The organism is Amycolatopsis sp. NPDC049868 (assembly GCF_044461365.1).
GTDB lineage: Bacteria > Actinomycetota > Actinomycetes > Mycobacteriales > Pseudonocardiaceae > Amycolatopsis.
Genome location: NZ_JBITKV010000001.1, coordinates 409,421 through 435,120, shown reverse-complemented (window position 1 = coordinate 435,120; position 25,700 = coordinate 409,421). Strand labels below are relative to the sequence as shown.

Below are 25,700 nucleotides of genomic sequence, written 5' to 3'. Positions count from 1 at the left end.
TTAGAAGATTCCGCAGGGTGATCAGTTCGTACCCTCTCCAACACTTGCGGAGAGGAACTTTTGGATCACGCCGAGCCATTCGCCGGGCGCCTCGGCGCCGATACCGTGCCCGGCCTCGATCTCGACGAGTTCGGCGCCGGGGATCCCGGCCGCGAGCTCGCGCGAATGGGTGGGTGGGACGAACCGGTCGAGGGCCGTGGCGACGACGAGGGTGGGAACCGGGATCCCGGCCAGTTCGGCCCGGGTGTCGACCTTCGCGACCAGGTCCACGTGTTCCGGGCTGCCCTCCGGGATGAACTCGACCAGCCCGTCGATGGCGGCTTCGAGCTGCGCGGGTGTCAGCGCGTTCAGCTGTTTCTCCCCGGTGCCGGCGAAGGTGAGGAACTTCGCCAGCAGCCTCCGGTCGCCGCGCAGCAGTTCGCGCCAGACGTCGAGACCCAACAGAAGCCGGTTGTCCGGTTTCGCGAGCCCGGCGGTCAGGATGAGCCCGGTGACCCGATCGGGGTGCCGCGTCGTGGCGCGGACGGCGACAGCGGTGCCGAGCGAGTAGCCGAGGATCGCGAAGCGTTCGAGACCGGCGTCGACGGCGATGGAGACCAGTTCGTCCGCGACGGCGTCGAGGTCCAGCGGCTCGGTGCTGCGCGGAGTGGCCCCGGAGCCGGGGTAGTCGGGGCCGACGACGGTGTGGGTGCGGGCGAGGTCGTCGAGGATGCTCCCGAAGTTGCCCTCGACGCCGCCGCCGGCGCCGTGGGCGAGCAGGAGGCCGGGACCGGAACCGCGGACGACGTGCGCGAAATGATTCGTCATGCCGGCGACGTTAGGTACTGACATCGATGTGAAGGTCAAACTCGGATGACGGGGGTCACATGCTGATCGGCGAGCTGTCCCGGCGGACCGGCGTGAGCCAGCGGCTGCTGCGCTACTACGAGGAGCAGGGGCTGCTGGTGTCGCGGCGCGATGCCAACTGCTACCGCACCTTCGACGACGACGCGGTCACCACGGTGCGGCAGATCCGCGCGCTCCTCGCGGCGGGGCTGACCACGCAGGTCATCGCGAAGATGCTGCCGTGCGCCACGGGTGAACTGCCCGAGCTGGACATGTGCCCGACCGTGGTGGCGGAGATCCGGCGGGAACTGGCCGAAATGGACGACCGCATCGACACGCTCCGGCAGCGGCGCGGGACACTGGCCGGATATCTCACCGTCAACGCGTAGGAGAACTGTGGACGCCCTGGCCAGATTCGGATTCGAACTGGGTGTGCTCAAGCGGATCCGGCGGGCCGGATGGTGGCAGGCCGGGGTCCGCGATCCCGAATCGGTGGCCGAGCACACCACGCGGGTCGCGCAACTGGCCGGCCTGCTCGCGGCCGAGGGTGGCGCGGACCCGGCGAAGGCGGCGTACCTCGCGCTGTGGCACGACACGCAGGAGACGCGGACCGGCGACCTCCCGCACACGATCAAGGGTTTCGTCGAGAAGCCGGATCCCCGGGCGATCACCGCCGCGCAGACGTCGGCCCTCCCGGACGCCGCGCGCGACTCGGTGCGCGACGCCGTCGACGAGTACGAAGCCGCGACAAGTCCGGAGGCGCTGTACGCGCGCGACGCGGACAAGCTCGAAATGTTGCTTCAGGCCGTCGAGTATCGCGACATCGGTGTACGGAACGTGGACGAATGGATCGCTTCCGCGACGAAGAGCCTCCGGACCGACCTCGCGCGGCGGGTGGCCGAAGCGGCGCTCACGTTGTCCTCGCTCTCGTGGCGGGTGCGCTGAAAGGAATCGATACCCTGAGCCCGCGTGTATCGACCCCGGCACGCATGCCTCGTGTGTCAGGCTTGACCTTGTGAAGGAACACCAGTGAACCGGCAGCCGTTGCGCCTCGCCATCATGGAAGCGACCCGCATCCTCACCGAGGCCGGAGTGGCGTCACCGCGTTCGGACGCGGAACTGATCGCCTCCCACGTCCTCGGTGTCGAACGCGGCCGCCTGCCGATGGTGCCGCTGGTGGACCCACCGGTCGTCGACGCGATCGGCCAGCTCGTGAACCAGCGGGCCAAACGGATCCCGCTGCAGTACCTCACCGGCTGGGCCGCGCTCGGCGACATCACGGTCAACGTCGGCGCCGGCGTGTTCGTCCCGCGCCCGGAGACCGAACTGCTCCTGGAATGGGGCCTCAAACTGCTGCACGGGCGCGAGTACCCGGTGGTGGTCGACCTGTGCACCGGCTCCGGCGCGCTGGCGCTGGCCGTGCAGCACGCGCGGCCGGACGCCGTCGTCTACGCCGTCGACATCGACGCGCAGGCGCTCGCGTGGGCCCGGCACAACGCCGACGTCCACGCCGACGCGGGGGACACGCCCATCCGGCTGTACTCCGGCGACGTGGCGGACAGCACGATGTTCGCCGAACTCGACGGGCTCGTCGACCTGGTCCTGTGCAACCCGCCGTACGTCCCGGAGGGCACGCCGGTACCGGCGGAGGTCGCCGAGCACGACCCGCCGCGGGCGGTGTTCGCGGAGGAGAGCGGGCTGGCGGTGATCCGGCACGCGATCGCGGCCGCCGCGCGCCTGCTGCGGCCCACCGGCGGGATGGCGATCGAGCACGACGACACGCACGGCTCCGCCGTCCCGGCGCTCGTGCGGGCGCGGCGGGTGCTCACGGACGTGCAGGGCCACCTCGACCTCGCCGGACGGCCGCGTTTCGTCACCGCCCTGCGCGTCTCCTGACCTCCCCGCGTTTCGATGGAGCAGGGGCGCTGGGCCGGATAGTTAGCGGGACTCACGACTTCCGGCGGTGCCAAGGGCAAAGCCCACCTCCTAACGTCGATCACGGCCGCCTCATCGGCGGTCCGACTGGGAGGTGTACCCCGATGCGATCGTCTCTCCGACGAGCCCCACTCAGAACACTCGCCGTCCTCGCCACCGTCGCGCTACTGCCGGGTCTGGTCGCCCAGCCCGCGTCCGCCGAGGCGCCGGTACGAGGCTGGCCCGCCGCCATCGACGGGTCGACCTGGGAGAACCAGGACCACATGACGTGGGACGACTACCGCAAACCGCCCGGCACCAACTGGGCCGACCCGGCGCTGAAGCCGACCAAGCGGATGTTCAAGGGCGCCGTGGTGCTCGCGGACTACCCGGATCAGGAGTTCGCCGTCACGCAGGCCCCGCGTTCGACGGTGTTCGGCAACCCCGGTCCCGCCGCGAGCAACATCCCGCGCGCGAACGTCGCGAAGTTCTATCAGGACTTCCTCAACAAGCCGCAGGCGCTGAACCAGGGCCACACCATCAACGAGTACTGGATGGAGGACTCCGGCGGCAGGATGGGCGTCGAACTGACCGCGTTCGGGCCGTACCGCCTGCCCGGCAAGTCCTTCGAATACGGCATGGAGTTCCAGCCCGACGCCTGTCCGCCGGGCGCGAACTGCAAACGTGACCTGCGCGCCGACGCGGGCGCCGCCTGGCGGGCGGACGTCGGTGACGTCTCCAAGCAGTTCGACTTCATCTTCTATCTTTCCGCTGGCCAGGACGAAAGCGCGACCTGGCAGGAATTCGGCGTGATGAAGTTCGGCGAGCCGGGGAACGTGCCCGACGAATTCGGCCCCGGTGTCGCGGGAATGCCGAACGCCGCGTCCACCCGGTACGTTCCGTGGACGTCGTGGAAATCGGCGGCGAGTATCTGGCCGAACGCGGTCACCGGTTCCTCGACCCAGGCCGAAAGCTCGGGTCAGGCGGTTTACGCGCACGAATTGAGTCATATCCTCGGCATCGGTGACAACTACAACAACCCGTTCGGCACCCCGCCGTCCAGGACCTACACCGGTCCGTGGGAGATGATGTCGCGCGGCAGCTTCAACGGCCCCGGCGGGCCGCACACGCGCTGGCAGATCCCGGCGACGCAGGGCGGCTCGATGGGCTCGCACCACATGCTGCGCACCAAGATGAAGCTCGACATCATCGATCCCGAAGACGTACTGAAGCTCGACCGGAACCAGCTCGCCAAGACCGGCCCGGTTTCGGCGAGGATCACCGCGCGTTCGGTCCTGCCGGGACAGGGCGCCTACAGCGGCATCAACATCGCGCTCACCGGCGGGGACCTTTCGCCGAAATGCGATCGCTCGAAGGATCCGTTCTGCGACGGCGGCGGATACCACAATTACACCGTCGAGGTCGTCGACCGGATGGGCAGCGATTCCTTCGCCCCCGATTCCGGTGTCCTCATCGCGAAGACGAAGAACCAGGACAACGCGCCGTTCGAATGGATCGTCGACGCGAACCCGGCCGACATCGGCATGACCGACTACAAGAAGCCGGACGGCACCCCGGTGCCGATCCCGATCGGCGACTACCGCCAGCTCAACGACGCCGCGTTCAAGGCGGGCACCGGGTCGGCGAGCAAGTACGAGTACACCGACGAGGCGAACAGGCTGAAGTTCCTCGTCTCCGACATCGAGCGCGACCGCAAGGGCGTGCTGTCCTACGTCGTCACGGTGGCTTCGCTCGACGGCGCGGGCTCGCAGGCCAGGGGTGTTTCGCTGTGGCCGTCGGCCCCGGCGTTCGCCAAACAGGGGCTCGCGAGCTGCTCGTTCCCGGTGCTCAACACGGGCGATGCCAAGGGTGCGGCGGCGCCGTACAACACCGACACCTATCGCCTGAGCGCGTCCACCAGCGCGAAGGGCTGGGAGGTGCGGCTGCCGAACGAGCTGTCCACCGTCCCGTTCGGCGGGCGGTCTTCGGCGACCGCGCACGCCAAGCGGGCCGCGGGCGGTGACCACGTCGCGCACATCAAGCTGACCGCGACGTCGATCGCGGACCCGGCGAAGACGGCGACGTCGTTCTGTACCGCTTTCGCCTTCTGACGGGAGCTCCGGATGCCATGAACGGTCCGTTCCTTGCAAAATTCGCAAGGAACGGACCGTTCATAGCGCGGGCTTGGCTCGTGAGTGGCGATTCGGGCCAGAGTCGGCCGTGGTCTCGGGTACGCACGGTCGGGCGATTTCGCGTGATCAGAGGGACGACACACGTGCCTGCTCGGACGCCACGCGTGACGTCCGGCCGATCACGTGTGTCGTCCCTCTGATCACACGTGCCGTCCACGCGGACGCCCGGTCGAGACGGGCACCTTGGCGAGCCCCGAAACGACGCAGGGCTACGCTCATTGGCCATGAGCGCGGTGTACGACTGCAGCAAGCGTGAATCGCGGGCCGACGGGCTCGCCGCGGCGGCGAGCGCGGTGCGCTCCAGCCGCCTCGTCGTCCTCCCGACCGACACGGTCTACGGCATCGGCGCGGACGCCTTCGACGGCGGCGCCGTCCAGTCCCTCCTGCGGGCCAAGAACCGCGGCCCGGACATGCCGGTCGGTGTCCTGGTCGGCTCCTGGTCCACTGTGGACGGACTCGTGCTCGGCACGCCGCCTCAGGCCCGCGCGCTCATCGAGGCGTTCTGGCCCGGCGACCTCTCCATCGTCCTGCCGCACGCGCCGAGCCTGCAGTGGGATCTGGGCCAGTCACGCGGAACGGTGATGCTGCGGATGCCGCTGCACCCGGTCGCGCTGGAACTGCTGCGGGACGTCGGCCCGATGGCGGTTTCGAGCGCCAACGTCTCCGGACAGCCGCCCGCCTCCACCGCGCAGGAGGCCGTCGACCAGCTCGGCGACAGTGTCGCGGTGTACCTCGACGGCGGCTCCACCGGAGCGCCCGTTCCGTCCACGATGGTCGACCTCACCGGCGACGACCCGGTCATCCTGCGGGAGGGCGCGGTCAGCCGCGCCGCCGTCGCGGAAGTACTGGGTGTGCCCGCGGAGTCACTCGCCTGATTCACCGGGTGTCAGTACCGTCGGACGCCGTATCCCCCGCACGCGGTAGCGTGTTCGAGTGACTTGGACCTCGGCGGCGTAACGCACCATGCCTCCTACGCAAGGCCTCCCGATCCGGGAGTACATCCTCGTCGCCCTCACCGCGGCGGCCGTGACCTTCCTGCTCACCGGTGTCGTGCGCCGGGTCGCCATCCGGATCGGCGCGATCGCCAACCCGCGGGCCCGCGACGTCCACGTCACCCCGATCCCGCGGATGGGCGGGATCGGCATCTTCCTCGGTGTCGCCGCCGCGATGGGGCTCGCGCACCAGCTGCCCGCGCTGAGCCGCGGCTTCGACTTCTCCTTCGATTCGCTGGGCGTCCTGCTCGCCGCGGGCGTGATCTCCCTGATCGGCGCGCTCGACGACCGGTTCGAGCTGGACGCCTGGACGAAACTGGCCGGCCAGGTCATGTGCGCCGGGATCCTGGTGATCTTCGGTGTGCAGTGGGTGTCGTTCTGGGTGCCGTGGGGCGGCGGTGGCGACTCCTTCGGCCAGGTGCTGGTGCTGGACAAGAACCAGGGCGCGCTGCTGACCGTCGTGCTGGTGGTCGTCATGGTCAACGCGATGAACTTCGTCGACGGTCTCGACGGGCTCGCCGGCGGACTCGGCTTCATCGCCGCCGCGGCGACCTGCTCCTTCTCGCTCGGCCTGCTCGACTCCTCGGGCGGCGACGTCGGCGCGTACCCGCCCGCCCTCATCGCCGCCACGCTCGCCGGGGCCTGTCTCGGCTTCCTGCCGTACAACTTCCAGCCCGCGAAGATCTTCATGGGCGATTCGGGCTCGATGATGATCGGTCTCATGCTGGCCGGTGCGACGACGTCCGCGTCGGGCCGCGTGCCGTACCCGCAGTTCAGCGGGAAGGACGCGCTCGCGCTGCTCTCGCCGCTCGTCGTGGTCGCCGCGGTGCTGTTCGTGCCGATGCTCGACCTGATCATGGCGGTCATCCGCCGCACCCGCCGCGGCGAGAGCCCGTTCGCCGCGGACAAGATGCACCTGCACCACCGCCTGCTGGAGATCGGCCACTCCCAGCGCCGCGCGGTGCTGCTCATCTACTTGTGGGCGGGTCTGCTCGCGTTCGGCGCCGTCTCGGTGACGCTCTTCGACAGTGTCGCGGTTTTCTGGATTGTCGGATTCGGCTTCCTGCTGGCGACGCTGGTGTCGATCGTGCCCAGGCTGCGGTCCCGGAACCGGACCGCCTGAACGGCGCGCATAAGCACGGGCCTACACTGGCGGGTTGAGACGACCAGGGAGTTTTCTGTGAGCGAGACCGAAAAGACCGTCGAGGCGGAGGAGAACCCCCACGCCAAGGTGGTTCTGCAGGCGGCCAACGCGATGATGAAGGCCTCCCTGAAGCTGGTTCCGCCCGCGGTGCTGATCTGCATCGTGGTCTTCACCATCCTCAATGGACTCCCGGGCCTGCTCGGCTCGGTCATCGGTGGCGTGCTCGCCATCGTGTCCGCCCTCGCGACGCTGGGCCTGATGCGCTTCAGCGCGGGTATGGACCCGATGTTCGTGATGGTGATCGCGCTCGGTGGTTACGTGCTCAAGATCGTCGTCCTTTTCGCGGCACTGAGCCTGCTTCGCGGGGTGACCGCGATCCACCCGATGGCGCTGGGTGTCACCATGATCGTCGCGATCCTGGTGGCCGCCGCGGTGGAGTTCGCGGCCTTCCGCAAGACCAAGATCCCGACGATCATCCCCGCCTCCCGCTGATCGCGGGACCGAGGTCCTGACCTGGGACGGGACCTAGGTCCTCGGCCGATCGGGGGCAATGTAGTACGCCTGTACGGCCCGTCGGAACCTGCTGATATGGTCCGCGTATGGGCGGCGGCCTCGGCTGCCGGCTCCTGATGACGAACCCCGAACAGCAGTGTGGCGGCGGCGTTGAATCGTCCCTCATTACCCGCTGGTAGGCGTCTGTCTCCCGGGAGCACTGCATCGAGAATCCTCGTGTGCGGAACGTGAAGCCGTGTTCAGCACATCGTGGGGTGGCCGCCTCCGACGGCCCGATACGTGTCGGGTACGTTAAGTCCAGATCGTGACGATTCCCCCGGCGGAGTGAACGCCGGCCGGGAGAACCGGAAGGAGCCCAGTGGGCGCGCTGGTACTAGCCGAGGGTGCGGAGTTCACGCCGCCTGGCGTCAAAGACTTCAACCTACCGCCGTTGTTCGGCTCCGGCTATTGGTTGAGCTTCACCAAGCCGATGTTGCTGGTGGTCATCTCCCTGATCATCCTCGTCACCTACTTCATGGTGTCGTCGCGCAGGCTGAAGGTCGTCCCGGGTAAGGGACAGTTCATCGCCGAGTCGATTTACAACTTCGGCCGCAACAACATCGCGCGGGAACAGATCGGCTCTGCCGACTTCAAGCCGTTCATTCCGCTGGTCCTGGGTCTGTTCAGCTTCGTGCTGGTGAACAACATCTTCGGGATCATCCCGTTCTTCCAGTTCCCGACCATGGCGCGAATCGGCTTCCCGGTCGCTCTCGCGTTCCTTGTCGTTTACCCGGTGTACCACTACGTCGGGTTCAAGCGCCACGGTTTCAAGGGCTACCTGAAGAAGGAACTGGCGCCGGCGGGTATTCCCGGGTTCGTTCTGCCGCTGTACTCCACCATCGAGTTCGCGCAGAAGTTCTTCATCGCACCGGCCACTCTGGCCATCCGAGTCTTCGCCGCGATGTTCGCCGGTCACCTCATCATCATGGTCTTCACGCTCGGCGGGAGCTTCCTGCTGACCGACGGTGAAGGCATCGTCAAGGCCGCGTCGCCGGTGGCGTTCCTGTTCGCCATCGCGATGACGTTCCTGGAGGCATTCATCCAGGTCCTGCAGGCATACATTTTCGCTCTGCTGTCCGCAGGCTACATCGGCGCCGCGCTGGCGTCGGAGCACTGAGAAACACCAAAAGCCCCCGATCCGCGTGAGTCGCGCGGACCGAGTTTGAAGGGAAACGCACGTGAGCAACATCGTTCTTGCGCAGGCCGCCACCGAGGCTGTCAACATCAACCCGGGTCTCGCCGCCATCGGTTACGGCCTCGGCGCGATCGGCCCCGGCATCGGTGTGGGTCTCATCTTCGCCGCGGTCATCAACGGCACCGCCCGTCAGCCGGAGGCGCAGGGCAAGCTGCAGAGCATCGCCTTCTCGACCTTCGTGCTGACCGAGGTGCTCGCGCTGATCGGTATCGTCATCTACTTCCTCGCCTCCGTCTAAGGCTGAGTTCCGCTCATCGCTTAAGGAGACGTTGTGCTGAAGACCGAATTGGTGTTGGCCGCCGGAGACGCGCCCAACCCGATCGTGCCGCACATTCCCGAGCTCATCCTCGGTTTCGTCGCCTTCCTTCTGCTGCTGTTCGTTCTGAAGAAGTACGTCGTTCCCCGTTTCGAGGCGACCTACGAAGAGCGGACCAAGCTGATCGAGGGTGGCATCGAGCGAGCCGAGAAGGCGCAGGCCGAAGCCGAAGAGAACCTTGCGCAGTACAAGGCGCAGCTGGCGGAAGCCCGTTCCGAGGCCGCGAAGATCCGCGACGACGCCCGGCTCGAAGCCGAGCAGATCAAGGCGGAGCTGCGGGCCGAGGCGGAGTCCGAGTCCCAGCGCATCGTCGCCCAGGGGCAGGCTCAGCTGCAGGCCCAGAAGGCGCAGATCATCGCCGAACTGCGCGCCGAACTCGGCCGTAACTCCGTCGAGCTGGCCAGCCGCATCGTCGGCGAGTCGCTCGCGGACGACGCGCGCCGCCACGGCACCGTGGACCGGTTCCTTGCCGAGCTGGAGACCGCTGGTGCCTCCAACGGAGCGGGGAAGTAGACCAGAATGACGCTGCATGCTGCGAGCCGTGAAGCGCTCGACCTCGCCGAGAAGCGTCTCGGCGAGGTTCTGGCCGCCGCGGGTACGGACCCGGCGACGGTCGGCGACGAGCTGCTTTCGGTCGTCGCCCTGCTGGACCGGGAGATCGGCCTGCGCCGGGCCGTCGCCGACGGTTCGGCCTCGTCCGAAGCCCGGATCGGCCTCGCCCGCGGGATCCTCGCGGGCAAGGTTTCCGAACCGGCCCTGCAGGTGCTCGACTCCGTGGCGGGCAGCCGCTGGTCGAGCCCGCGCGAACTGACCGACGGGCTCGAGGCCCTCGGCCGCTCGGCGCTGCTCACCAGTGCGGAGAAGTCCGGGAACATCGACGCTGTCGAAGACCAGCTGTTCCGGGTCAGCCGTATCGTCGCGGGTGAGCCGGAGCTCGAACGGGCACTGTCCGACCTGACCGCTCCCGCCGAGGCGAAGCGGACCCTGGTCCGCACCTTGTTCGCCGACAAGGTGGACGTGGTCACCAAGACCCTCGTCGAGCAGGTGGTCCTGCGCGCCAAGGGACGCGGGGTCGGCAACGCCCTCGAGGAGCTGGTCCAGCTGGCCGCGGAACGCCGTGAACGCTCGGTCGCCCGGGTGACCAGCGCGAGCGCGCTGTCCGACGAACAGCAGGCTCGGCTGAGCGAGAAGCTCAACGCCCTTTACGGGCGGCAGCTCGCGCTGCACGTCGAGGTCGACCCGTCACTCGGCGGCGGACTCGTCGTCCGCGTCGGCGACGAGGTCATCGACGGCAGCACCGCGGGGCGGATCGACGCCCTGCGTCGCCGGTTGGCCGGCTGACCCACAACAACGACTTTGCACACTGGCAAGAACGAAGCGAGAGCGGGAACGAAATGGCGGAGCTGACGATCTCCTCGGATGAGATCCGTAGCGCGATCGAGAACTACGTCTCGAGTTACGCCCCGGACGTGAGCCGGGAAGAGGTTGGCGTCGTCGTCGACGCCGGTGACGGTATCGCCCACATCGAGGGTCTTCCCTCGGCGATGGCCAACGAGCTGCTCGAATTCCCCGGCGGGGTCCTCGGCGTGGCGCTGAACCTGGACGCGCGCTCCATCGGTGCCGCGATCCTCGGTGACTTCGAGACCGTCGTCGAAGGTCAGGAAGTCAAGCGGACCGGTCAGGTCCTCTCGGTTCCGGTCGGCGAGGGCTACCTCGGCCGCGTCGTGAACCCGCTGGGCGCCCCGATCGACGGCCTCGGCGAGATCGAGACCACCGAGCGCCGTCCGCTGGAGGTCAAGGCCGCTTCGGTGGTCGAGCGCCAGCCGGTGGCCGAGCCGCTGCAGACCGGTATCACCGCGATCGACGCGATGACCCCGATCGGCCGTGGCCAGCGCCAGCTGATCATCGGTGACCGCAAGACCGGTAAGACGGCCGTCGCGGTGGACACGATCATCAACCAGAAGGCCAACTGGGAGACCGGCGACCCGAAGAAGCAGGTTCGCTGCATCTACGTCGCGGTCGGCCAGAAGGGCTCCACGATCGCCGCGGTCAAGAAGTCCCTTGAGGACGCCGGCGCGATGGAGTACACCACCATCGTCGCGGCCCCCGCTTCGGACTCCGCCGGCTTCAAGTGGATCGCGCCGTACACCGGCTCGGCCATCGGCCAGCACTGGATGTACGAGGGCAAGCACGTCCTCATCGTGTTCGACGACCTGACCAAACAGGCCGACGCCTACCGCGCGATCTCGCTGCTGCTGCGTCGCCCGCCGGGCCGTGAAGCCTTCCCCGGCGACGTCTTCTACTTGCACTCCCGCCTCCTCGAGCGTTGCGCGAAGCTCTCGGACGAGCTGGGCGCGGGCTCGCTGACCGGTCTCCCGATCATCGAGACCAAGGCGAACGACGTGTCGGCCTACATCCCGACCAACGTCATCTCGATCACCGACGGTCAGTGCTTCTTCCAGTCGGACCTGTTCAACGCCGGTCAGCGCCCGGCCATCGACGTGGGTATCTCGGTTTCCCGCGTGGGTGGTGCCGCGCAGGTCAAGGCGATGAAGTCGGTTTCGGGTTCGCTCCGTATCGACCTGTCGCAGTACCGCGAGCTGGAGGCCTTCGCGGCCTTCGCCTCGGACCTCGACGACGCGTCGAAGGCGCAGCTCGAGCGTGGTGCCCGCCTGTACGAGGTGCTCAAGCAGCCGCAGTACTCCCCGATCCCGGTCGAGGAGCAGGTCGTCACGGTGTACCTCGGCACCAACGGGCACTACGACTCGGTCCCGACCGAGGACGTGCGCCGCTTCAACCACGAGTTCATCGAGTCCGCGCGCCGCAAGAACGGCGAGCTCCTCAAGGACATCCGCGAGTCGGGCAAGTTCTCCGACGAGACCGCTTCCGGGCTGGTCGACGCGGTGAACGAGTTCAAGAAGGAGTTCACCACCGCCGAGGGCAAGAGCCTCGTCGAGGTCTCCGACGCGATGGACGCCGAGAAGGTCGGGCAGGAGACCGTCAAGGTCAACAAGCCCGCCCCGAAGAAGTGAGCTGATAGCTCATGGCCGCACAACTCCGAGAACTCCGGTCGCGTATCAAGGCGACCAAGTCCATCGGCAAGATCACCAAGGCGATGGAGCTCATCGCCACCGCGCGCATCACCAAGGCGCGGGCGAAGGTCGCGGCGTCCCGGCCCTACTCGGACGAGATCACGAACGTGCTCTCGGCCCTGGCCGGCGCCTCGGCCAACCTCGACCACCCGCTTCTGGTCGAGCGCCCCAACCCGAAGCGCGCGGCGGTCCTCGTGATCACCAGCGACAAGGGTCAGTGCGGTGGATACAACTCCAACGTGCTGAAGGCGACCGAGGAGCTCCTCACGCTGCTGCGTGAGCAGGGCAAGGAGCCGGTGCTGTACGTGACCGGCAACAAGGGCCTGAGCTACTACCGGTTCCGCGGCCGCGACGTGTCCGAAAGCTGGACGGGTTTCTCCGACCAGCCCGGCTACGTCAACGCCGCGGAGGCCGGTGAGCTCATCGTCGAGTCGTTCCTGAACGGCGCCGACGACGAGGCCGGTAACGCCGACGGCATCCTGGGTGTCGACGAGATCCACGTCGTCTACACCGAGTTCGTCTCGATGCTCACCCAGCGTCCGGTCGCCAAGCGCGTCGCGCCGCTCGAGGTCGAGTACGTCGAGGGCGAAGAGAAGCCGGAAAGCCTGCTCCCGAGCTACGAGTTCGAGCCCAGCGCCGAGAAGCTGCTCGCCGCGTTGCTGCCGAAGTACATCAACACGCGGATCTTCGCGGCGATGCTCGAGTCGGCGGCGTCCGAACTCGCGGCCCGCCGTACCGCGATGAAGGCGGCGTCGGACAACGCGAACGAACTGGTGAACACGCTGACGCGGGAGGCGAACCAGGCCCGCCAGGCGCAGATCACCCAGGAGATCTCCGAAATCGTCGGTGGGGCGAACGCTCTCACCGCAGCAGGAAGTGATGACTGATGACCAGTACTGAAGCCCGTGCCAAGGGGCGCATCGTCTCGGTGACCGGCCCGGTCGTCGACGTCGAATTCCCGCGCGGTTCCGTTCCCGACCAGTTCAACGCGCTCAAGGTCGAAATCGAGTTCGAGCAGCTGCGCAAGACGGTGACGCTCGAGGTCGCCAGCCACCTCGGCGACAACCTCGTCCGCACCATCTCGCTCCAGCCGCAGGACGGCCTCGTCCGTGGCGCCGAGGTCACCGACACCGGCGGCCCCATCACCGTCCCGGTCGGCGACAAGGTCAAGGGCCACGTCTACAACGCGCTCGGCGAGTGCCTGGACGAGCCCGGCTACGGCGACGACCTCGAGCGCTGGGGCATCCACCGCAACCCGCCGTCCTTCGACCAGCTCGAAGGCAAGACGGAGATGCTGGAGACCGGCCTCAAGGTCGTCGACCTGCTGACCCCGTACGTGCAGGGTGGCAAGATCGGCCTGTTCGGCGGTGCCGGCGTCGGCAAGACGGTGCTCATCAAGGAGATGATCACCCGTGTCGCCCGGAACTTCGGTGGTACCTCGGTGTTCGCCGGTGTCGGCGAGCGCACCCGTGAGGGCAACGACCTCTTCCTGGAGATGTCCGAGGACGGCGTCATCAACGACACCGCCCTCGTCTTCGGTCAGATGGACGAGCCGCCGGGCACCCGTATGCGGGTCGCGCTGTCCGCGCTGACCATGGCGGAGTACTTCCGCGATGTGCAGAACCAGGACGTGCTGCTCTTCATCGACAACATCTTCCGGTTCACCCAGGCCGGTTCCGAGGTGTCGACCCTGCTGGGCCGCATGCCTTCGGCCGTGGGTTACCAGCCGACGCTGGCCGACGAGATGGGTCAGCTCCAGGAGCGGATCACCTCGACCCGTGGTCGTTCGATCACCTCGATGCAGGCGATCTACGTCCCCGCGGACGACTACACCGACCCGGCCCCGGCGACGACGTTCGCCCACCTGGACGCCACCACCGAGCTTTCCCGGTCGGTGTTCCAGAAGGGCATCTTCCCGGCGGTGGACCCGCTGGCGTCGACGTCGACCATTCTCGACCCGGCCATCGTCGGTGAGGACCACTACCGCGTGGCCTCCGAGGTCATCCGGATCCTGCAGAAGTACAAGGAGCTGCAGGACATCATCGCGATCCTCGGTATGGACGAGCTCTCGGAAGAGGACAAGCTCACCGTTCAGCGCGCGCGCCGCATCGAGCGGTTCCTGTCGCAGAACATGCTGGTCGCCGAGGCGTTCACGCAGATCCCGGGCTCGACCGTGCCGCTGTCGGAGACCATCGAGTCCTTCGACCGCATCACCAAGGGCGACTTCGACCACTACCCGGAGCAGGCGTTCCTGGGTATCGGTGGCCTCGAAGACCTCGAGAAGAAGTACAAGGAAATCACCAAGAAGTGATGTTCCGATGAGCGGCGGGATCAGTGTCTACTGTGGACGCTGGTCCCGTCGTTCGCATACCGGAACCTTTGACTATTACACTCGGTGCCAGCACCTGAGGTGAAGGGAAGCTACGTGGCTGAGATTTCTGTCGAGCTGGTAGCCGTCGAGCGCCGTCTCTGGTCCGGTACCGCCACGTTCGTGGTGGCGCAGACCACCGAGGGCGAGATCGGCATCATGGCCGGTCACGAGCCGGTTCTGGGCCAGCTCGTCGAGGGTGGTGTCGTGAAGGTGACGACGACGGACGGCGAGACCGTGACCGCCGCGGTGCACGGCGGTTTCCTGTCGGTCACCGCGACCGGCGTGAGCATCCTCGCCGAGAGCGCCGAGCTTTCGGACGAGATCGACGTCGATGCGGCCAAGAAGGCGCTGAGCGGCGAAGACGAGCAAGAGCGGGCTAGGGCGACCGCCCAGCTTCGCGCGGCCGGTCAGTCAGTCTGACCGGGCGAGAGGCAGGGGCCGGGCCGTGGAAATCGCCGTGGGTGTTCTCGGGGCCCTGACCATCCTGGCCGTTCTCGCGGCCTGGTATTCGTTGCGGTGGGTCCGGATGCGCCGCGGTGGCGGCGTGAGCGTCGCCCTGCGGTGGCGTCCGGACGAGGCGCGGTCCAGCTGGCATCTGGGGCTGGGCCGCTACGAGGGCGAGAAGTTCGTCTGGTTCCGCGTGTGGAGCCTGCGGACGGGCCCGGATCGCGTGTTCGAGCGCGAAAGCATGGAGATCGCGGACCGGCGGGACCCTTCCGGCACGGAGGCGTACGCCGTCCCCGACGGTTCGATCGTCCTGCGGTGTGAGTCCGCCACGCAGGAGGCGATCGAGATCGCGATGGGGCCCGGTGCCCTCACCGGCTTCCTCTCCTGGCTGGAGTCGGCCCCACCGGGCCGCCGCCTGCCGCGCGCTTCCTGATCACGCGTGTCGTCCGTCTGATCACGCGTGTCCCGCCTCCAATCACGCGTGTCGCGCCTCTGATCACGCGAGTTCGCCCTTCGGGCACGCCGTATGCTCACGCCGTGACCATCGTCGACATCCCCGGTTCGAAGTCGATCACCGCCCGAGGCCTGTTCCTCGCGGCCGCCGCCCACGGGACGACCGTGCTGAGCAGGCCGCTGCGTTCGGACGACTCCGAGGGCTTCGCCGAGGGCCTCCTCGAACTCGGCTATCAGGTCTCCCGCGCTCCCGGCGAGTGGACGATCGAGGGCAGGCCCGAGGGCCCCGCGGTCGACAGCGCCGACGTCTTCTGCCGTGACGGCGCCACCACCGCCCGCTTCCTGCCCGCACTGGCCGCCGCCGGGCACGGCACCTTCCGGTTCGACGCTTCCGAGCAGATGCGCGCCCGGCCGCTGGGGCCGCTCACCGACGCGTTGCTGGAGCTGGGCGTCGACCTGACCTTCGAAGGCGCGCCGGGCCACCATCCGCTGGTGGTGCGGGCCTCCGGGATCAAGGGCGGCGAACTGACGCTGGACGCGGGGCTGTCCTCACAGTTCCTGACCGCGTTGCTGCTGGTCGGGCCCTTGACCGCCGAGGGCCTGCGGATCACCGTCACGGACCTCGTTTCGGTGCCCTACGTCGAGATCACCATCGCGATGATGCGGCGCTTCGGCGTCGAGGTCGTCCGCGACGGCGACACGTTCGTCGTGCCGCCCACGCCGTATCAGGCCTGCCGCTACGAGATCGAGCCCGACGCTTCGACGTCCAGCTACTTCTTCGCGGCGGCGGCTTTGACCGGTCGCTCGGTGACCGTGCCGGGGCTCGGCCAGGGCGCTCTGCAAGGGGACCTGGCCTTCGTCGAGGTTTTGCGGCAGATGGGTGCGGACGTCGAGGTCGGTCCGGACGCCGTGACCGTGACCGGCACGGGCGGCCTGCGCGGTGTCACCGTGAACATGCGCGACATCTCCGACACCGTGCCGACGCTCGCGGCCATCGCGCCGTTCGCGGACGGGCCGGTGCGGATCGAGGACGTCTACAACACGCGCATCAAGGAATGCGACCGGCTGGCGGCGTGCGAAGAGAACCTGCGCGCGATGGGTGTTTCGGTGGAGACCGGGCGCGACTGGATCGAGATCCGGCCGGGCACGCCGGCGGGGGCGCTCGTGAAGTGCCGCCGCGACCATCGGATCGCGATGGCGTTCAGTGTCACGGGGTTGCGGACACCGGGGATCACGCTGGACGACCCCGGTTGCGTGAAGAAGACCTTCCCAGGCTTCCACGAAGCTCTCGCTTCGCTCCGGACTTCCTGGGGCATTTAGTCCTCTGAATGCGTCAAAGGAAACATGGGATCATCACGAAGCGGCATTTCTACCGGGCTTCGGACGTGATCCACGTCTATTCTCGCTCCATGACTCAGAGCGAGGACACGAACCGCTGGAGCCACCTTCCCGAGGCCGTGTCCCTGGAGGACACGATCACGATGAAGGCGATCGACCCGGGCAAGGACGGCACGCCCGACGTCGACCTCGAGCGCTATTGGGCAGCACGAGAACAGGGCTGAGCCCTACCCCGTCACAGATCCGGCACCTGTTCGCGTTCGCGGGCAGGTGCCGGATTCGTCGTCAGCTCGCCCCGCCGGGCTGCCACAGGATGTCGCCGTCCGGGTTCGCCAGCCGCGACAGGATGAACAGCAGATCCGAGAGCCGGTTCAGGTATTTGATCGCCAGCTGGTTCGTCGTGGCCTGCTCGGCCTCGAACAGCGCCCAGCCGGACCGCTCGGCCCGCCGCGCGACCGTGCGGGCCTGGTGCAGGAACGCCGCCCCCGGAGTGCCACCGGGCAGGATGAACGACGTCAGCTTCGGCACGTGCTCGTTGAACTCGTCGCACCAGCCTTCCAGCCGCTCGATGTACCGCTCGGTGATACGCAGCGGCTCGTACGGCGGGTTCTCCACGATCGGCGCGCACAGATCCGCGCCGACGTCGAAGAGATCGTTCTGCACCGCACGCAGGACCTGCGTGATCTCCTCGGGGAGACCGCCCATCGCGAGTGCGAGCCCGATGACGGAGTTGGCTTCGTCGACGTCGGCGTACGCGCCCAGCCGGGGCGAGGTCTTCGGCACGCGGGAGCCGTCGCCGAGCGCCGTGGTGCCGTTGTCGCCGACCTTCGTGTACACGCGGTTGATGCGAACGACCATGAAGCCGACTCTACCGGCCCGGCGTAAGGCAAATCCGGGCGAGAGGGCATGATTGGCGCCCATGAGCGAGCACTTCGACGTGCACGGCGGAGCACGGCTGGTCGGCGAGGTCGACGTGGTCGGGGCCAAGAACAGCGTCCTGAAATTGATGGCCGCGGCCCTGCTGGCCGAGGGTACGACGACCATCACGAACTGCCCCCAGATCCTGGACGTCCCCCTGATGGGCGACGTTCTGCGCAGCGTCGGCTGCGACGTCGTCATCGACGGCGACACCGCCAAGATCACCACCCCGGCCGAGCTGTCGCACCGGGCCGATTCGGCCGCGATGGGCAAGCTGCGCGCGTCGGTGTGCGTGCTGGGACCGCTGGTCGGACGGCTCAAGCAGGCCGTCGTGGCGCTGCCCGGCGGTGACGCCATCGGTTCGCGGCCGCTGGACATGCACCAGAACGGCCTGCGCAAACTGGGCGCCACCAGCACCATCGAGCACGGCTGCGTCGTGGCGAAGGCCGACGGGTTGCGCGGCGCGCAGATCTGGCTGGACTTCCCGAGCGTCGGCGCCACCGAGAACATCCTGATGGCCGCCGTGCTCGCCGAGGGCACCACGGTCATCGACAACGCCGCCCGCGAGCCCGAGATCGTCGACATCTGCACGATGCTGACCGAGATGGGCGCGAAGGTCGAAGGCGCGGGAACCTCGACCCTCACCGTCGAGGGCGTCGAGAAGCTGCACCCGACCGAACACCGCGTGATCGGCGACCGGATCGTCGGCGCGACCTGGGCGTTCGCCGCCGCGATGACGCGGGGCGACCTGACCGTCCGCGGCGTCAACCCGCACTACCTCGACCTGGTCCTCGACAAGCTCCGCCTGGCGGGTGCCGAGGTCGAGACGTTCGACGACAAGGGCTTCCGCATCGTCCAGAACGAGCGCCCGAAGGCCGTCGACTGGGTGACGCTGCCGTACCCCGGTTTCGCGACCGACCTGCAGCCGTTCGCGGTGGCGCTCTCCGCGGTCTCCGAGGGCACCTCGATGATCACTGAGAACATCTACGAGGCCCGCTTCCGGTTCATCGAGGAGATGATGCGGCTCTCCGGCGACGCGCGCACCGACGGGCACCACGCCGTCGTCCGCGGCGTGGAGAAGCTTTCGAGCGCTCCGGTGTGGGCCGCGGACATCCGCGCCGGCGCCGGGCTGGTGCTGGCCGGGCTGTGCGCGGACGGCGTCACCGAGGTCTGGGACGTCTTCCACATCGACCGTGGTTACCCGCATTTCGTGGAGAACCTGAACCGGCTCGGCGCCCGGATCGAACGCGTCGCGGGGGAACCCGACCGGGCTTGACGGAATTGCGCGTGAAGGCCCCCTTCCCTCGGCTGAGCCGAGTGAAGGGGGCCTTCACGCGCGATCAGGGCAGGGCGACGAACGGCGCGAGGAAGTCACGCGCCGTCGGCGCGTCCAGCCGGTAGGTGACATTGGTGGCGTAGCAGGGTCCGTCACCGGTGATGGTCGTCGACACGAGGACACGCTGGCCGCCGATGGTGGCGAAGTTCGGCCCGCCGGAGTCGCCGTAGCAGGCGCCGCCGTTGCCCTGGGGCGCCGTCATCGCGAGCCGCACCCAGGTCTTGTTGAGCGCGTCGAAGGTGACGGGCGCCTTCATCCGGACGCCGCCGCCGGGATGCGTGTGGCCGCCCGGCCCGTTCACGGCTTCCTGCGTGCCGTAGCCCGCGACCACGAACGGCGTCGAGTTCAGCCCCTGCGGGGCGAGCTTGTCGAGCTGACCGGCGCTGGGCAGCTTCGCGGGGGTGAAGGTCCAGCGTGCGGCGACCTGCTTCGCGGGCAGCTGGACGACGGCGATGTCGTGCGAGTCGGCGGAGTTGCCGGGGTAGCCGGGCTCGCTGTGCGCGACCCCTTCGACGGCGACGGCCTTGGCGATCGCCGCCGGGTCGCCGGGGTACTTCTTCGCGGCCGCGTCGAGACCCGCTTGCACGTCCTGGTCGAGCGAGACGAAGAACCGCACGTTGGCGGGCCAGCCGGTGGTGCAGTGCGCGGCGGTGAGGAAGGTGTCGGCGTCCACCATGGTGCCGGAGCACACCCAGTCGACCCGGTCCGGCGTGGCGGGGTTGCCGTCGTTGTCCCAGGTGGCGACGAGCGCGCCGACCTCGGTGCGCTCGGGCGCCGGGGTGGCGTTGTAGGAGTTGATCGCGGTCGCGGCGGTGGCGCCGCCCAGCAGCAGGGCGGCGGCCATCGCCGTGACGGCGGCGGCGGGGGTGAACCTCACGAACGGCCTCCTCGGCTAGATGCTTCTGGAGACGGGATTCAACGTGGTGGACGCCGGAAAGTCACCCGCCGAAAGTAGTCATGCGCCCCTGCGCCGCCGGGTGCCCGCGAAAACCGCCGCACCGCCCGCGGCCAGCGAGCCCAGCCCGGCCAGCAACACGGGTTCGAGATCGAAACCGGTCTTGGCCAGCGAGGGCGAACTCGCGACCGCGACGTCGGCGCGGGGCACGGGGGCCGCGGAGACGGCCGCCACCGGCACGACCGCGGGCGGGACGGCCTCGGCGTGTGGTCCCCCGGGCGGGGGAGTCTCGACCGGCGGTTTCGTGGCGGGCGGCGTCCGGTCCGGCACGCAGGCGGTGTGCGCGGGGTTACCGCGCCCGACGCCGTGGTTGCGGTCGCATTCGTAGCCCGCGTTCGCGTCGGAGCCTCCGGGGAGCTGCCCGGGCGGGTTCTTGTTGTCGGCCTTGCCGACGCATCCGGCGCAGGGCTTCCCGGCCGCTTCGCCACCGCCGTTGCCGTTGGCCGACGGCGAACCGTCCCGGGTGGAGTCGTACGGCCCGTGCTTGTTCGCGCCGTGCCCGGAGAAGTCCGCTTTGGACGGTGGCTGCGGTTTGGTGGTGTCCTGCGCGTGTCCGGGCGGGGCGCCCGAGTTGCCACGCTCGCCGGCGTCGGCGGGGCCGGCACCGAGGAGGATGAGGGAGAAGGCGGCTCCGGCGAGAACGCCGTAGGTCTTCTTGTTCATCGAAGCCTCCTTGAGGTCGCGCCATTGCGACATCCGGAGTATCGCGTAAACGACCGAAGGGGTTACTCCAGCACGAGTGCGGCGCCGAAGCCGACCAGCGCGGTGCCGGTGACGCCGTCGAGTGCCCGCCGGACCTTGCGGCGTTCCAGCCAGGTCCGCACGCGGTGCACGAAGAACAGCAGCAGTAGCTGGGCGACGGTGCCCGCCGCGGCGATCGTGTACGCCAGCAGCAGCGCGTCACCGGTGCCGGTGACGCCAGGGGTCAGGAACTGCGGCAGCACCGACAGGTACAGCACGAGGACCTTCGGGTTGGTGACGTTGGAGAGGAAGCCCTCGCGCCAGCGGCGGAATCCGCTCCGCCGGGCGGCGGCGGTCTCGGCGAGCCCGTCGTAGTCGCCGCGGAAGGCGCCGATCAAGGCCCGCACGCCGAGGTAGCAGAGGTACGCCGCGCCCGCCCATTTCACGGCCTCGAACACCGGCCGCGAGTTCATGATGACCGCGCCGAGACCGAGCGCGGCCGCGGTCGCCTGCGCGAGATTCGCGGCGCCGACGCCGAAGCAGGCCCAACCTCCGCCGCGGACACCGCCGGACAGCGCGTTCTTCAGCACCACCATGTTGTCCGGGCCGGGGACGAGCGCGAGCGCCAGCATCATCAGCGCGAAACCGCTGTAGACACCCCAGGTCATGACTCGAGCACCAAAGCCGCGCCGAAGCCGACCAGTGCGGTGCCGGTGACGCCGTCGAGTGCGCGGCGCACCTTGCGGCGTTCCAGCCAGGTCCGCACGCGGTGCACGAAGAACAGCAGCGTCAGCAGCCAGATCGCGCCGAGCACGGCGACCGTGTACGCGAGCAGCAGCGCGTCCCAGGCCGACGTCGTCACCGGGTCGAGGAACTGCGGCAGCACCGACAGATACAGCACGAGCACCTTCGGGTTGGTGATGTTGGAGAGGAAGCCCTCGCGGAAGCGGCGGAACCCGCTCGACCGTTGCTGCTTCACCGCCGTGACACCGGAGTAGTCGCCCCGCCACGCGCCGCGCAACGCCTGGAAACCGAGGAAGACGAGGTAGGCGGCGCCGACCCATTTGAGTGTCACGAACACCGGCTGCGACTGCGCGATCACGACACCGAGACCGAGCGCGGCGGCGGTGCCCTGGACAGTGTTGGCGACGAAGATCCCGGCCGTGGCGAGGAACCCGCCGCGGGTGCCGCCGGACAGCGAGTTCTTGAGCATCACCATCGTGTCCGGCCCCGGCGCGAGGACGATCAGGACGACGATGACCAGATAGCTGCTGTACGAACTCCACGTCACGGTCACCCACGCTAGACGCCGGGCGCGGGCGAGTCTCGCGGATTTCGGTCACAGTCCCGGTCGCGAGGCGCCGTATCGCTTCGGCGGTTATGCGTGTCTCAGGGGACGGCGCGTGTGATCAGACGGACGACACGCGTGACTGGATGGACGACACACGTGTCGGCCAGCCGAGCAACCGACGAACGGACACTGTCGCCCGCCCTCCGGACGGGTAGTGTGCCGTGGCATGCATGAGGGGCAGATCGACCTCCTTCCAGGCGAACGGGTCATCTGGGCCGGGCAGCCGGTGCGCAGGCCTCTCTTCAATCCCGGCGACTACTTCAACGTCCCTGTCGGCCTGCTCTGGCTCGGCGCCGTCACGGTATTCTTCGTGGGCAACCACGACACGGCGTTCCACATGGCCGCGTGGGTCCTGCTCACCGTCGCGGGCGTTCTCCATCTCGCCGGCCGGCCGCTGATCCGCTACCTCAGGCTCGCCTCGACGACGTATGCCGTGACGGACGGCCGGGTCATCGCGACCAGTTCGCTCGTCCGCCGCAAGGAGGAGTCCGCGGCGCTGGCCGGATTGGCGGATCCCGTCGTCACCCCGGGGCCGGGCAAGACCGGGACGATCACCTTCGGCAGGCTCGGAGTACTGGCGTGGGCGTCGGCGAACTTCGGCGCCGGCACCGGGAAGGACCGGAAGCCGCCGGTCATCCTGGTGGGTGTCAGCGACGTCGCGAAGGTGCGAGAGAAGCTGGCGAAGGCCGTCGAAGAGGCGCGAAACCGGAATCCTTAGCGGCCACAACACCTTCACAACATTTCCCGGTGGTGCCGGATGTGAATCTCTCCGCGTTGGCACGCATTCCCGACAGGAGAGAGAGAAATGCGCAAGCTTTGGAGCAGCACCCTCGCCCTGCTGGCCGCGGGTGGGCTTTCCGTCACCGTTTCCCCGGCGATGGCGGAGGCGGCGCCACCCAACTTCAGGATCGGCATCCAGCTGGCCGACAACGGCGGCCGGGGCGGATTCGGGGTCGAGCAGTTCACCGGGTTCGCCAACTTCGGCACCAGCGTGTCGCAATGGGCCGGGGACAGCAACAACTTCGACCCGGACGGCGCCAGGATCGATCTCAATCCCGCGTTCGGTGGTGGCCAGCTCAACCAGATCGACTTCCGGATCGGCGGGCAGGCTCGCGACGGCGGCAGGGAACTCGGCCCCGTCGCCTACACCCCTTGGGCGAGCCAGGGCGGTGGCACGACCGACCTGATCACCGACAGCAACTCCTTCGACCCGGATCAGTACCGGCTGTTCCTGGAGACTCGCCCGCTGCCGCCAGGCGTCCAGATCAACGACCTGCGCCTGTCCATCCTGGCCGTCGACCGAGGCGAGCCGGAGGGCGTGCCCACCTTCACCCGCTGGGCGAGCCAGGGCGGGGGCCAGAGTGATTTCGCCCTGGACGCCAACGCCTTCGACCCGGACGGGTTCCGGATCGGGCTCGAAGTCGTCTGATCCCGGTGCTCGGGTCCCGTGACGTTCACCGGGGCCCGGGCACCTTCCAGCGGCTAAGAATGACCCGACTGTGTTCGATTCAACTGCGCGGCCGATGTTACCGGCCGGTACACTCAAACGGTCGTCCAGCGCCGGAGGTAGACCGTGCCCTATCCCACGGACCGTGAACGGGACCGCCCCTGGGTGATGCGGACCTACGCGGGTCACTCGTCCGCGGCCGCGTCCAACGAGCTGTACCGCCGTAACCTCGCGAAGGGGCAGACCGGTCTTTCGGTCGCCTTCGACCTGCCGACGCAGACCGGCTACGACCCGGATCACCAGTTGTCCAAGGGGGAGGTCGGCAAGGTCGGCGTCCCGGTCTCGCATATCGGCGACATGCGGCGCCTCTTCGACGGTATCCCGCTCGCCGAGGCCAACACGTCGATGACGATCAACGCGCCCGCTATGTGGCTGCTGGCGCTCTACGTCTCCGTGGCGCGTGAGCAGGCCGAAGCCGAGGGCCGTGACGTGGACGAGGTGCTGGCGAAGCTCACCGGCACCACGCAGAACGACATCATCAAGGAATACCTCTCCCGCGGTACCTACATCTTCCCGCCGGGCCCGAGTCTCCGCCTGATCACCGACATGATCGCGTGGACCGTGCACCACGTGCCGAAGTGGAACCCGATCAACATCTGCAGCTACCACCTGCAGGAAGCCGGTGCGACACCGACGCAAGAGGTCGCGTACGCGTTGTGCACCGCCATCGCCGTCCTCGACGCGGTCCGCGATTCCGGCCAGGTCGAGCAGGCCGACATGGCCAAGGTCGTCGCGCGGATCTCGTTCTTCGTCAACGCGGGTGTGCGGTTCGTCGAAGAGATGTCGAAGATGCGCGCGTTCACCGCGCTCTGGGACGAGATCACCCGGGATCGTTACGGCGTCACGGATCCCAAGGCGCGGCGGCTCCGCTACGGCGTGCAGGTCAACTCGCTGGGCCTGACCGAGGCACAGCCGGAGAACAACGTCCAGCGCATCGTGCTGGAGATGCTCGCGGTCTCCCTTTCCCGCGGTGCCAGGGCCCGCGCGATCCAGCTGCCCGCGTGGAACGAGGCGCTCGGCCTGCCCCGGCCGTGGGATCAGCAGTGGGCGCTGCGGATGCAGCAGGTGCTGGCGTTCGAGACCGATCTGCTGGAGTACGAGGACATCTTCGACGGCTCGCACGTCATCCAGGCCAAGGTCGACGAGATCATGACGGGCGCGCGCGAGGAGATCGCGCGGGTGCAGGATCTCGGTGGCGCGGTGGCGGCCGTCGAGAGCGGCTACATGAAGTCGCAGCTCGTCGCCTCGCTCGCGGAGTACCGGCGCGGTATGGAGAACGGCGAGCGGATCCTGGTGGGGGTCAACAAGTTCGAGACCACCGAGCCTTCGCCGTTGCAGGCTGAAGGCGCCAAGGCGATCGAAACGATCGACCCCGCCGTCGAGAAGCAGGCGGTCACCGCGATCGAGGAATGGCGGACGCACCGCGACAACGCGGCCGCCGAGTCGGCGCTGGAGAAGCTGAAGGCCGTCGCGAAGACCTCGCAGAACCTGTTCGAAGCCACCATCGAGTGTGCTCGCGCCGGCGTCACCACCGGTGAATGGTCGGGTGCGCTGCGCGAGGTGTTCGGCGAATATCGTGCTCCCACCGGGGTTTCCGCGTCGGCGGCCGCGGGCGAGGGCAACGAGGAGATCCGTCGCGTCCGTGACCGGATCAAGGCGACGAACACCGAGATCGGCGAGCGGCTGCGGATCCTGGTCGGCAAACCCGGTCTCGACGGGCATTCCAACGGCGCCGAGCAGGTGGCCGTGCGAGCGCGTGACGTCGGCTTCGAGGTCGTTTACCAGGGCATCCGGCTCACGCCGGAACAGATCGTCGCGGCCGCCGTCCAGGAGGGCGTGCACGTGGTCGGGCTTTCGGTGCTCTCGGGTTCGCATCTCGAGGTCGTGCCGCAGGTCGTGGACGGGCTGCGGGCCGCGGGTGCGGGCGACATCCCGGTCATCGTCGGCGGCATCATCCCGCCCGACGACGAGAAGCTCCTGCTGGAGCGGGGAATCGCGAGGGTGTTCACGCCGAAGGACTACGAACTCACCGACATCATGGACGGGATTGTCGGATTGGTACGGGAGCGCCACGGTCTGAACACCTAAAGTCACCGTAAATCTCGGTACCGTAACAGCGGG

The 25,700-nt window shown here is 68.3% G+C and carries 28 protein-coding genes; 22 read left to right on the top strand and 6 right to left on the bottom strand.

What is annotated here, in order from left to right:
• Positions 1 to 21: 21 nt before the first annotated feature.
• Complete coding sequence (locus ACIBTM_RS02260) at positions 22 to 807, bottom strand: alpha/beta fold hydrolase (protein WP_395874719.1); 786 nt, start codon at positions 805 to 807, stop codon at positions 22 to 24.
• Positions 808 to 866: 59 nt separating this feature from the next.
• Here ACIBTM_RS02260 and ACIBTM_RS02255 point away from each other — a divergent pair, with 59 nt between their 5' ends.
• The 18 genes from ACIBTM_RS02255 (at position 867) to ACIBTM_RS02170 (ending at position 17,055) form a co-directional block, all read left to right on the top strand.
• Positions 867 to 1,214 (top strand): MerR family transcriptional regulator, encoded by a 348-nt coding sequence (locus tag ACIBTM_RS02255; protein ID WP_395874717.1) that lies wholly within the window; start codon positions 867 to 869, stop codon positions 1,212 to 1,214.
• A gap of 7 nt (positions 1,215 to 1,221) precedes the next feature.
• Entirely contained in the window at positions 1,222 to 1,770 is a 549-nt protein-coding gene (locus ACIBTM_RS02250) for an HD family hydrolase (RefSeq protein WP_395874715.1), read from the top strand.
• An 84-nt stretch (positions 1,771 to 1,854) separates the two neighbouring features.
• Entirely contained in the window at positions 1,855 to 2,721 is an 867-nt protein-coding gene (prmC, locus tag ACIBTM_RS02245) for a peptide chain release factor N(5)-glutamine methyltransferase (protein ID WP_063277146.1), read from the top strand.
• A 143-nt stretch (positions 2,722 to 2,864) separates the two neighbouring features.
• Positions 2,865 to 4,850, top strand: coding sequence for a M6 family metalloprotease domain-containing protein (locus ACIBTM_RS02240; RefSeq protein ID WP_395874713.1), 1,986 nt, complete (start codon positions 2,865 to 2,867; stop codon positions 4,848 to 4,850).
• A 305-nt stretch (positions 4,851 to 5,155) separates the two neighbouring features.
• A complete protein-coding gene (locus ACIBTM_RS02235; RefSeq protein ID WP_395874711.1) occupies positions 5,156 to 5,806 on the top strand; it encodes an L-threonylcarbamoyladenylate synthase in 651 nt (216 codons plus the stop codon).
• Between the two features lie 88 nt (positions 5,807 to 5,894).
• Entirely contained in the window at positions 5,895 to 7,046 is a 1,152-nt protein-coding gene (locus ACIBTM_RS02230; protein WP_395874709.1) for a glycosyltransferase family 4 protein, read from the top strand.
• Positions 7,047 to 7,103: 57 nt separating this feature from the next.
• Complete coding sequence (locus ACIBTM_RS02225; protein ID WP_395874707.1) at positions 7,104 to 7,559, top strand: hypothetical protein; 456 nt, start codon at positions 7,104 to 7,106, stop codon at positions 7,557 to 7,559.
• Positions 7,560 to 7,938: 379 nt separating this feature from the next.
• Entirely contained in the window at positions 7,939 to 8,736 is a 798-nt protein-coding gene (gene atpB, locus ACIBTM_RS02220; RefSeq protein WP_007028331.1) for a F0F1 ATP synthase subunit A, read from the top strand.
• 61 nt (positions 8,737 to 8,797) lie between these two features.
• Positions 8,798 to 9,052, top strand: a complete 255-nt coding sequence (locus ACIBTM_RS02215; protein WP_125792172.1) for an ATP F0F1 synthase subunit C — start codon at positions 8,798 to 8,800, stop codon at positions 9,050 to 9,052.
• Positions 9,053 to 9,085: 33 nt separating this feature from the next.
• Positions 9,086 to 9,643, top strand: a complete 558-nt coding sequence (locus ACIBTM_RS02210) for a F0F1 ATP synthase subunit B (protein WP_395874705.1) — start codon at positions 9,086 to 9,088, stop codon at positions 9,641 to 9,643.
• A 6-nt stretch (positions 9,644 to 9,649) separates the two neighbouring features.
• Positions 9,650 to 10,471, top strand: coding sequence for a F0F1 ATP synthase subunit delta (locus ACIBTM_RS02205; protein ID WP_340683751.1), 822 nt, complete (start codon positions 9,650 to 9,652; stop codon positions 10,469 to 10,471).
• 53 nt (positions 10,472 to 10,524) lie between these two features.
• On the top strand, positions 10,525 to 12,162 hold the full coding sequence (gene atpA / locus ACIBTM_RS02200) for a F0F1 ATP synthase subunit alpha (RefSeq protein ID WP_125689676.1): 1,638 nt from the start codon (positions 10,525 to 10,527) through the stop codon (positions 12,160 to 12,162).
• 11 nt (positions 12,163 to 12,173) lie between these two features.
• Positions 12,174 to 13,109: a F0F1 ATP synthase subunit gamma gene (locus ACIBTM_RS02195; protein ID WP_395874702.1), complete on the top strand. Its 936-nt coding sequence runs from the start codon at positions 12,174 to 12,176 to the stop codon at positions 13,107 to 13,109.
• The gene (gene atpD / locus ACIBTM_RS02190; RefSeq protein WP_007028325.1) at positions 13,109 to 14,533 is read left to right on the top strand and encodes a F0F1 ATP synthase subunit beta; all 1,425 of its coding nucleotides are present in this window, start codon (positions 13,109 to 13,111) and stop codon (positions 14,531 to 14,533) included. The genes ACIBTM_RS02195 and atpD overlap by 1 nt, the downstream gene beginning before the upstream one ends.
• 114 nt (positions 14,534 to 14,647) lie before the next feature.
• Positions 14,648 to 15,013, top strand: a complete 366-nt coding sequence (locus tag ACIBTM_RS02185) for a F0F1 ATP synthase subunit epsilon (RefSeq protein ID WP_044852809.1) — start codon at positions 14,648 to 14,650, stop codon at positions 15,011 to 15,013.
• A 25-nt stretch (positions 15,014 to 15,038) separates the two neighbouring features.
• On the top strand, positions 15,039 to 15,473 hold the full coding sequence (locus ACIBTM_RS02180) for a DUF2550 domain-containing protein (protein WP_395874700.1): 435 nt from the start codon (positions 15,039 to 15,041) through the stop codon (positions 15,471 to 15,473).
• Positions 15,474 to 15,577: 104 nt separating this feature from the next.
• Positions 15,578 to 16,813 (top strand): 3-phosphoshikimate 1-carboxyvinyltransferase, encoded by a 1,236-nt coding sequence (aroA, locus tag ACIBTM_RS02175; protein WP_395874698.1) that lies wholly within the window; start codon positions 15,578 to 15,580, stop codon positions 16,811 to 16,813.
• 89 nt (positions 16,814 to 16,902) lie between these two features.
• The gene (locus tag ACIBTM_RS02170) at positions 16,903 to 17,055 is read left to right on the top strand and encodes a hypothetical protein (RefSeq protein ID WP_378416656.1); all 153 of its coding nucleotides are present in this window, start codon (positions 16,903 to 16,905) and stop codon (positions 17,053 to 17,055) included.
• Positions 17,056 to 17,116: 61 nt separating this feature from the next.
• On the opposite strand, the gene ACIBTM_RS02165 is transcribed toward ACIBTM_RS02170, so the two are convergent.
• Entirely contained in the window at positions 17,117 to 17,689 is a 573-nt protein-coding gene (locus ACIBTM_RS02165) for a cob(I)yrinic acid a,c-diamide adenosyltransferase (RefSeq protein WP_395874696.1), read from the bottom strand.
• 61 nt (positions 17,690 to 17,750) lie between these two features.
• Here ACIBTM_RS02165 and murA point away from each other — a divergent pair, with 61 nt between their 5' ends.
• Positions 17,751 to 19,025: a UDP-N-acetylglucosamine 1-carboxyvinyltransferase gene (gene murA / locus ACIBTM_RS02160; protein ID WP_395874693.1), complete on the top strand. Its 1,275-nt coding sequence runs from the start codon at positions 17,751 to 17,753 to the stop codon at positions 19,023 to 19,025.
• Between the two features lie 64 nt (positions 19,026 to 19,089).
• Here murA and ACIBTM_RS02155 read toward each other — a convergent pair whose 3' ends face one another.
• The 4 genes from ACIBTM_RS02155 to ACIBTM_RS02140 form a co-directional block, all read right to left on the bottom strand.
• Positions 19,090 to 19,962: a trypsin-like serine protease gene (locus ACIBTM_RS02155; protein ID WP_395874691.1), complete on the bottom strand. Its 873-nt coding sequence runs from the start codon at positions 19,960 to 19,962 to the stop codon at positions 19,090 to 19,092.
• 78 nt (positions 19,963 to 20,040) lie between these two features.
• The gene (locus ACIBTM_RS02150) at positions 20,041 to 20,703 is read right to left on the bottom strand and encodes a hypothetical protein (protein WP_395874689.1); all 663 of its coding nucleotides are present in this window, start codon (positions 20,701 to 20,703) and stop codon (positions 20,041 to 20,043) included.
• Positions 20,704 to 20,765: 62 nt separating this feature from the next.
• Positions 20,766 to 21,389, bottom strand: coding sequence for a LysE family translocator (locus tag ACIBTM_RS02145; RefSeq protein WP_073848271.1), 624 nt, complete (start codon positions 21,387 to 21,389; stop codon positions 20,766 to 20,768).
• Entirely contained in the window at positions 21,386 to 22,012 is a 627-nt protein-coding gene (locus ACIBTM_RS02140; protein WP_395874687.1) for a LysE family translocator, read from the bottom strand. The genes ACIBTM_RS02145 and ACIBTM_RS02140 overlap by 4 nt, the downstream gene beginning before the upstream one ends.
• Before the next feature lie 226 nt (positions 22,013 to 22,238).
• On the opposite strand from ACIBTM_RS02140, the gene ACIBTM_RS02135 reads away from it, so the two are divergent.
• From ACIBTM_RS02135 to ACIBTM_RS02125, 3 genes are all read left to right on the top strand, one after another.
• Positions 22,239 to 22,790, top strand: coding sequence for a hypothetical protein (locus ACIBTM_RS02135; protein ID WP_395874685.1), 552 nt, complete (start codon positions 22,239 to 22,241; stop codon positions 22,788 to 22,790).
• An 87-nt stretch (positions 22,791 to 22,877) separates the two neighbouring features.
• Positions 22,878 to 23,501, top strand: coding sequence for a hypothetical protein (locus ACIBTM_RS02130; RefSeq protein ID WP_395874683.1), 624 nt, complete (start codon positions 22,878 to 22,880; stop codon positions 23,499 to 23,501).
• A 144-nt stretch (positions 23,502 to 23,645) separates the two neighbouring features.
• A complete protein-coding gene (locus tag ACIBTM_RS02125; protein WP_395874681.1) occupies positions 23,646 to 25,667 on the top strand; it encodes a protein meaA in 2,022 nt (673 codons plus the stop codon).
• Positions 25,668 to 25,700: the final 33 nt, after the last annotated feature.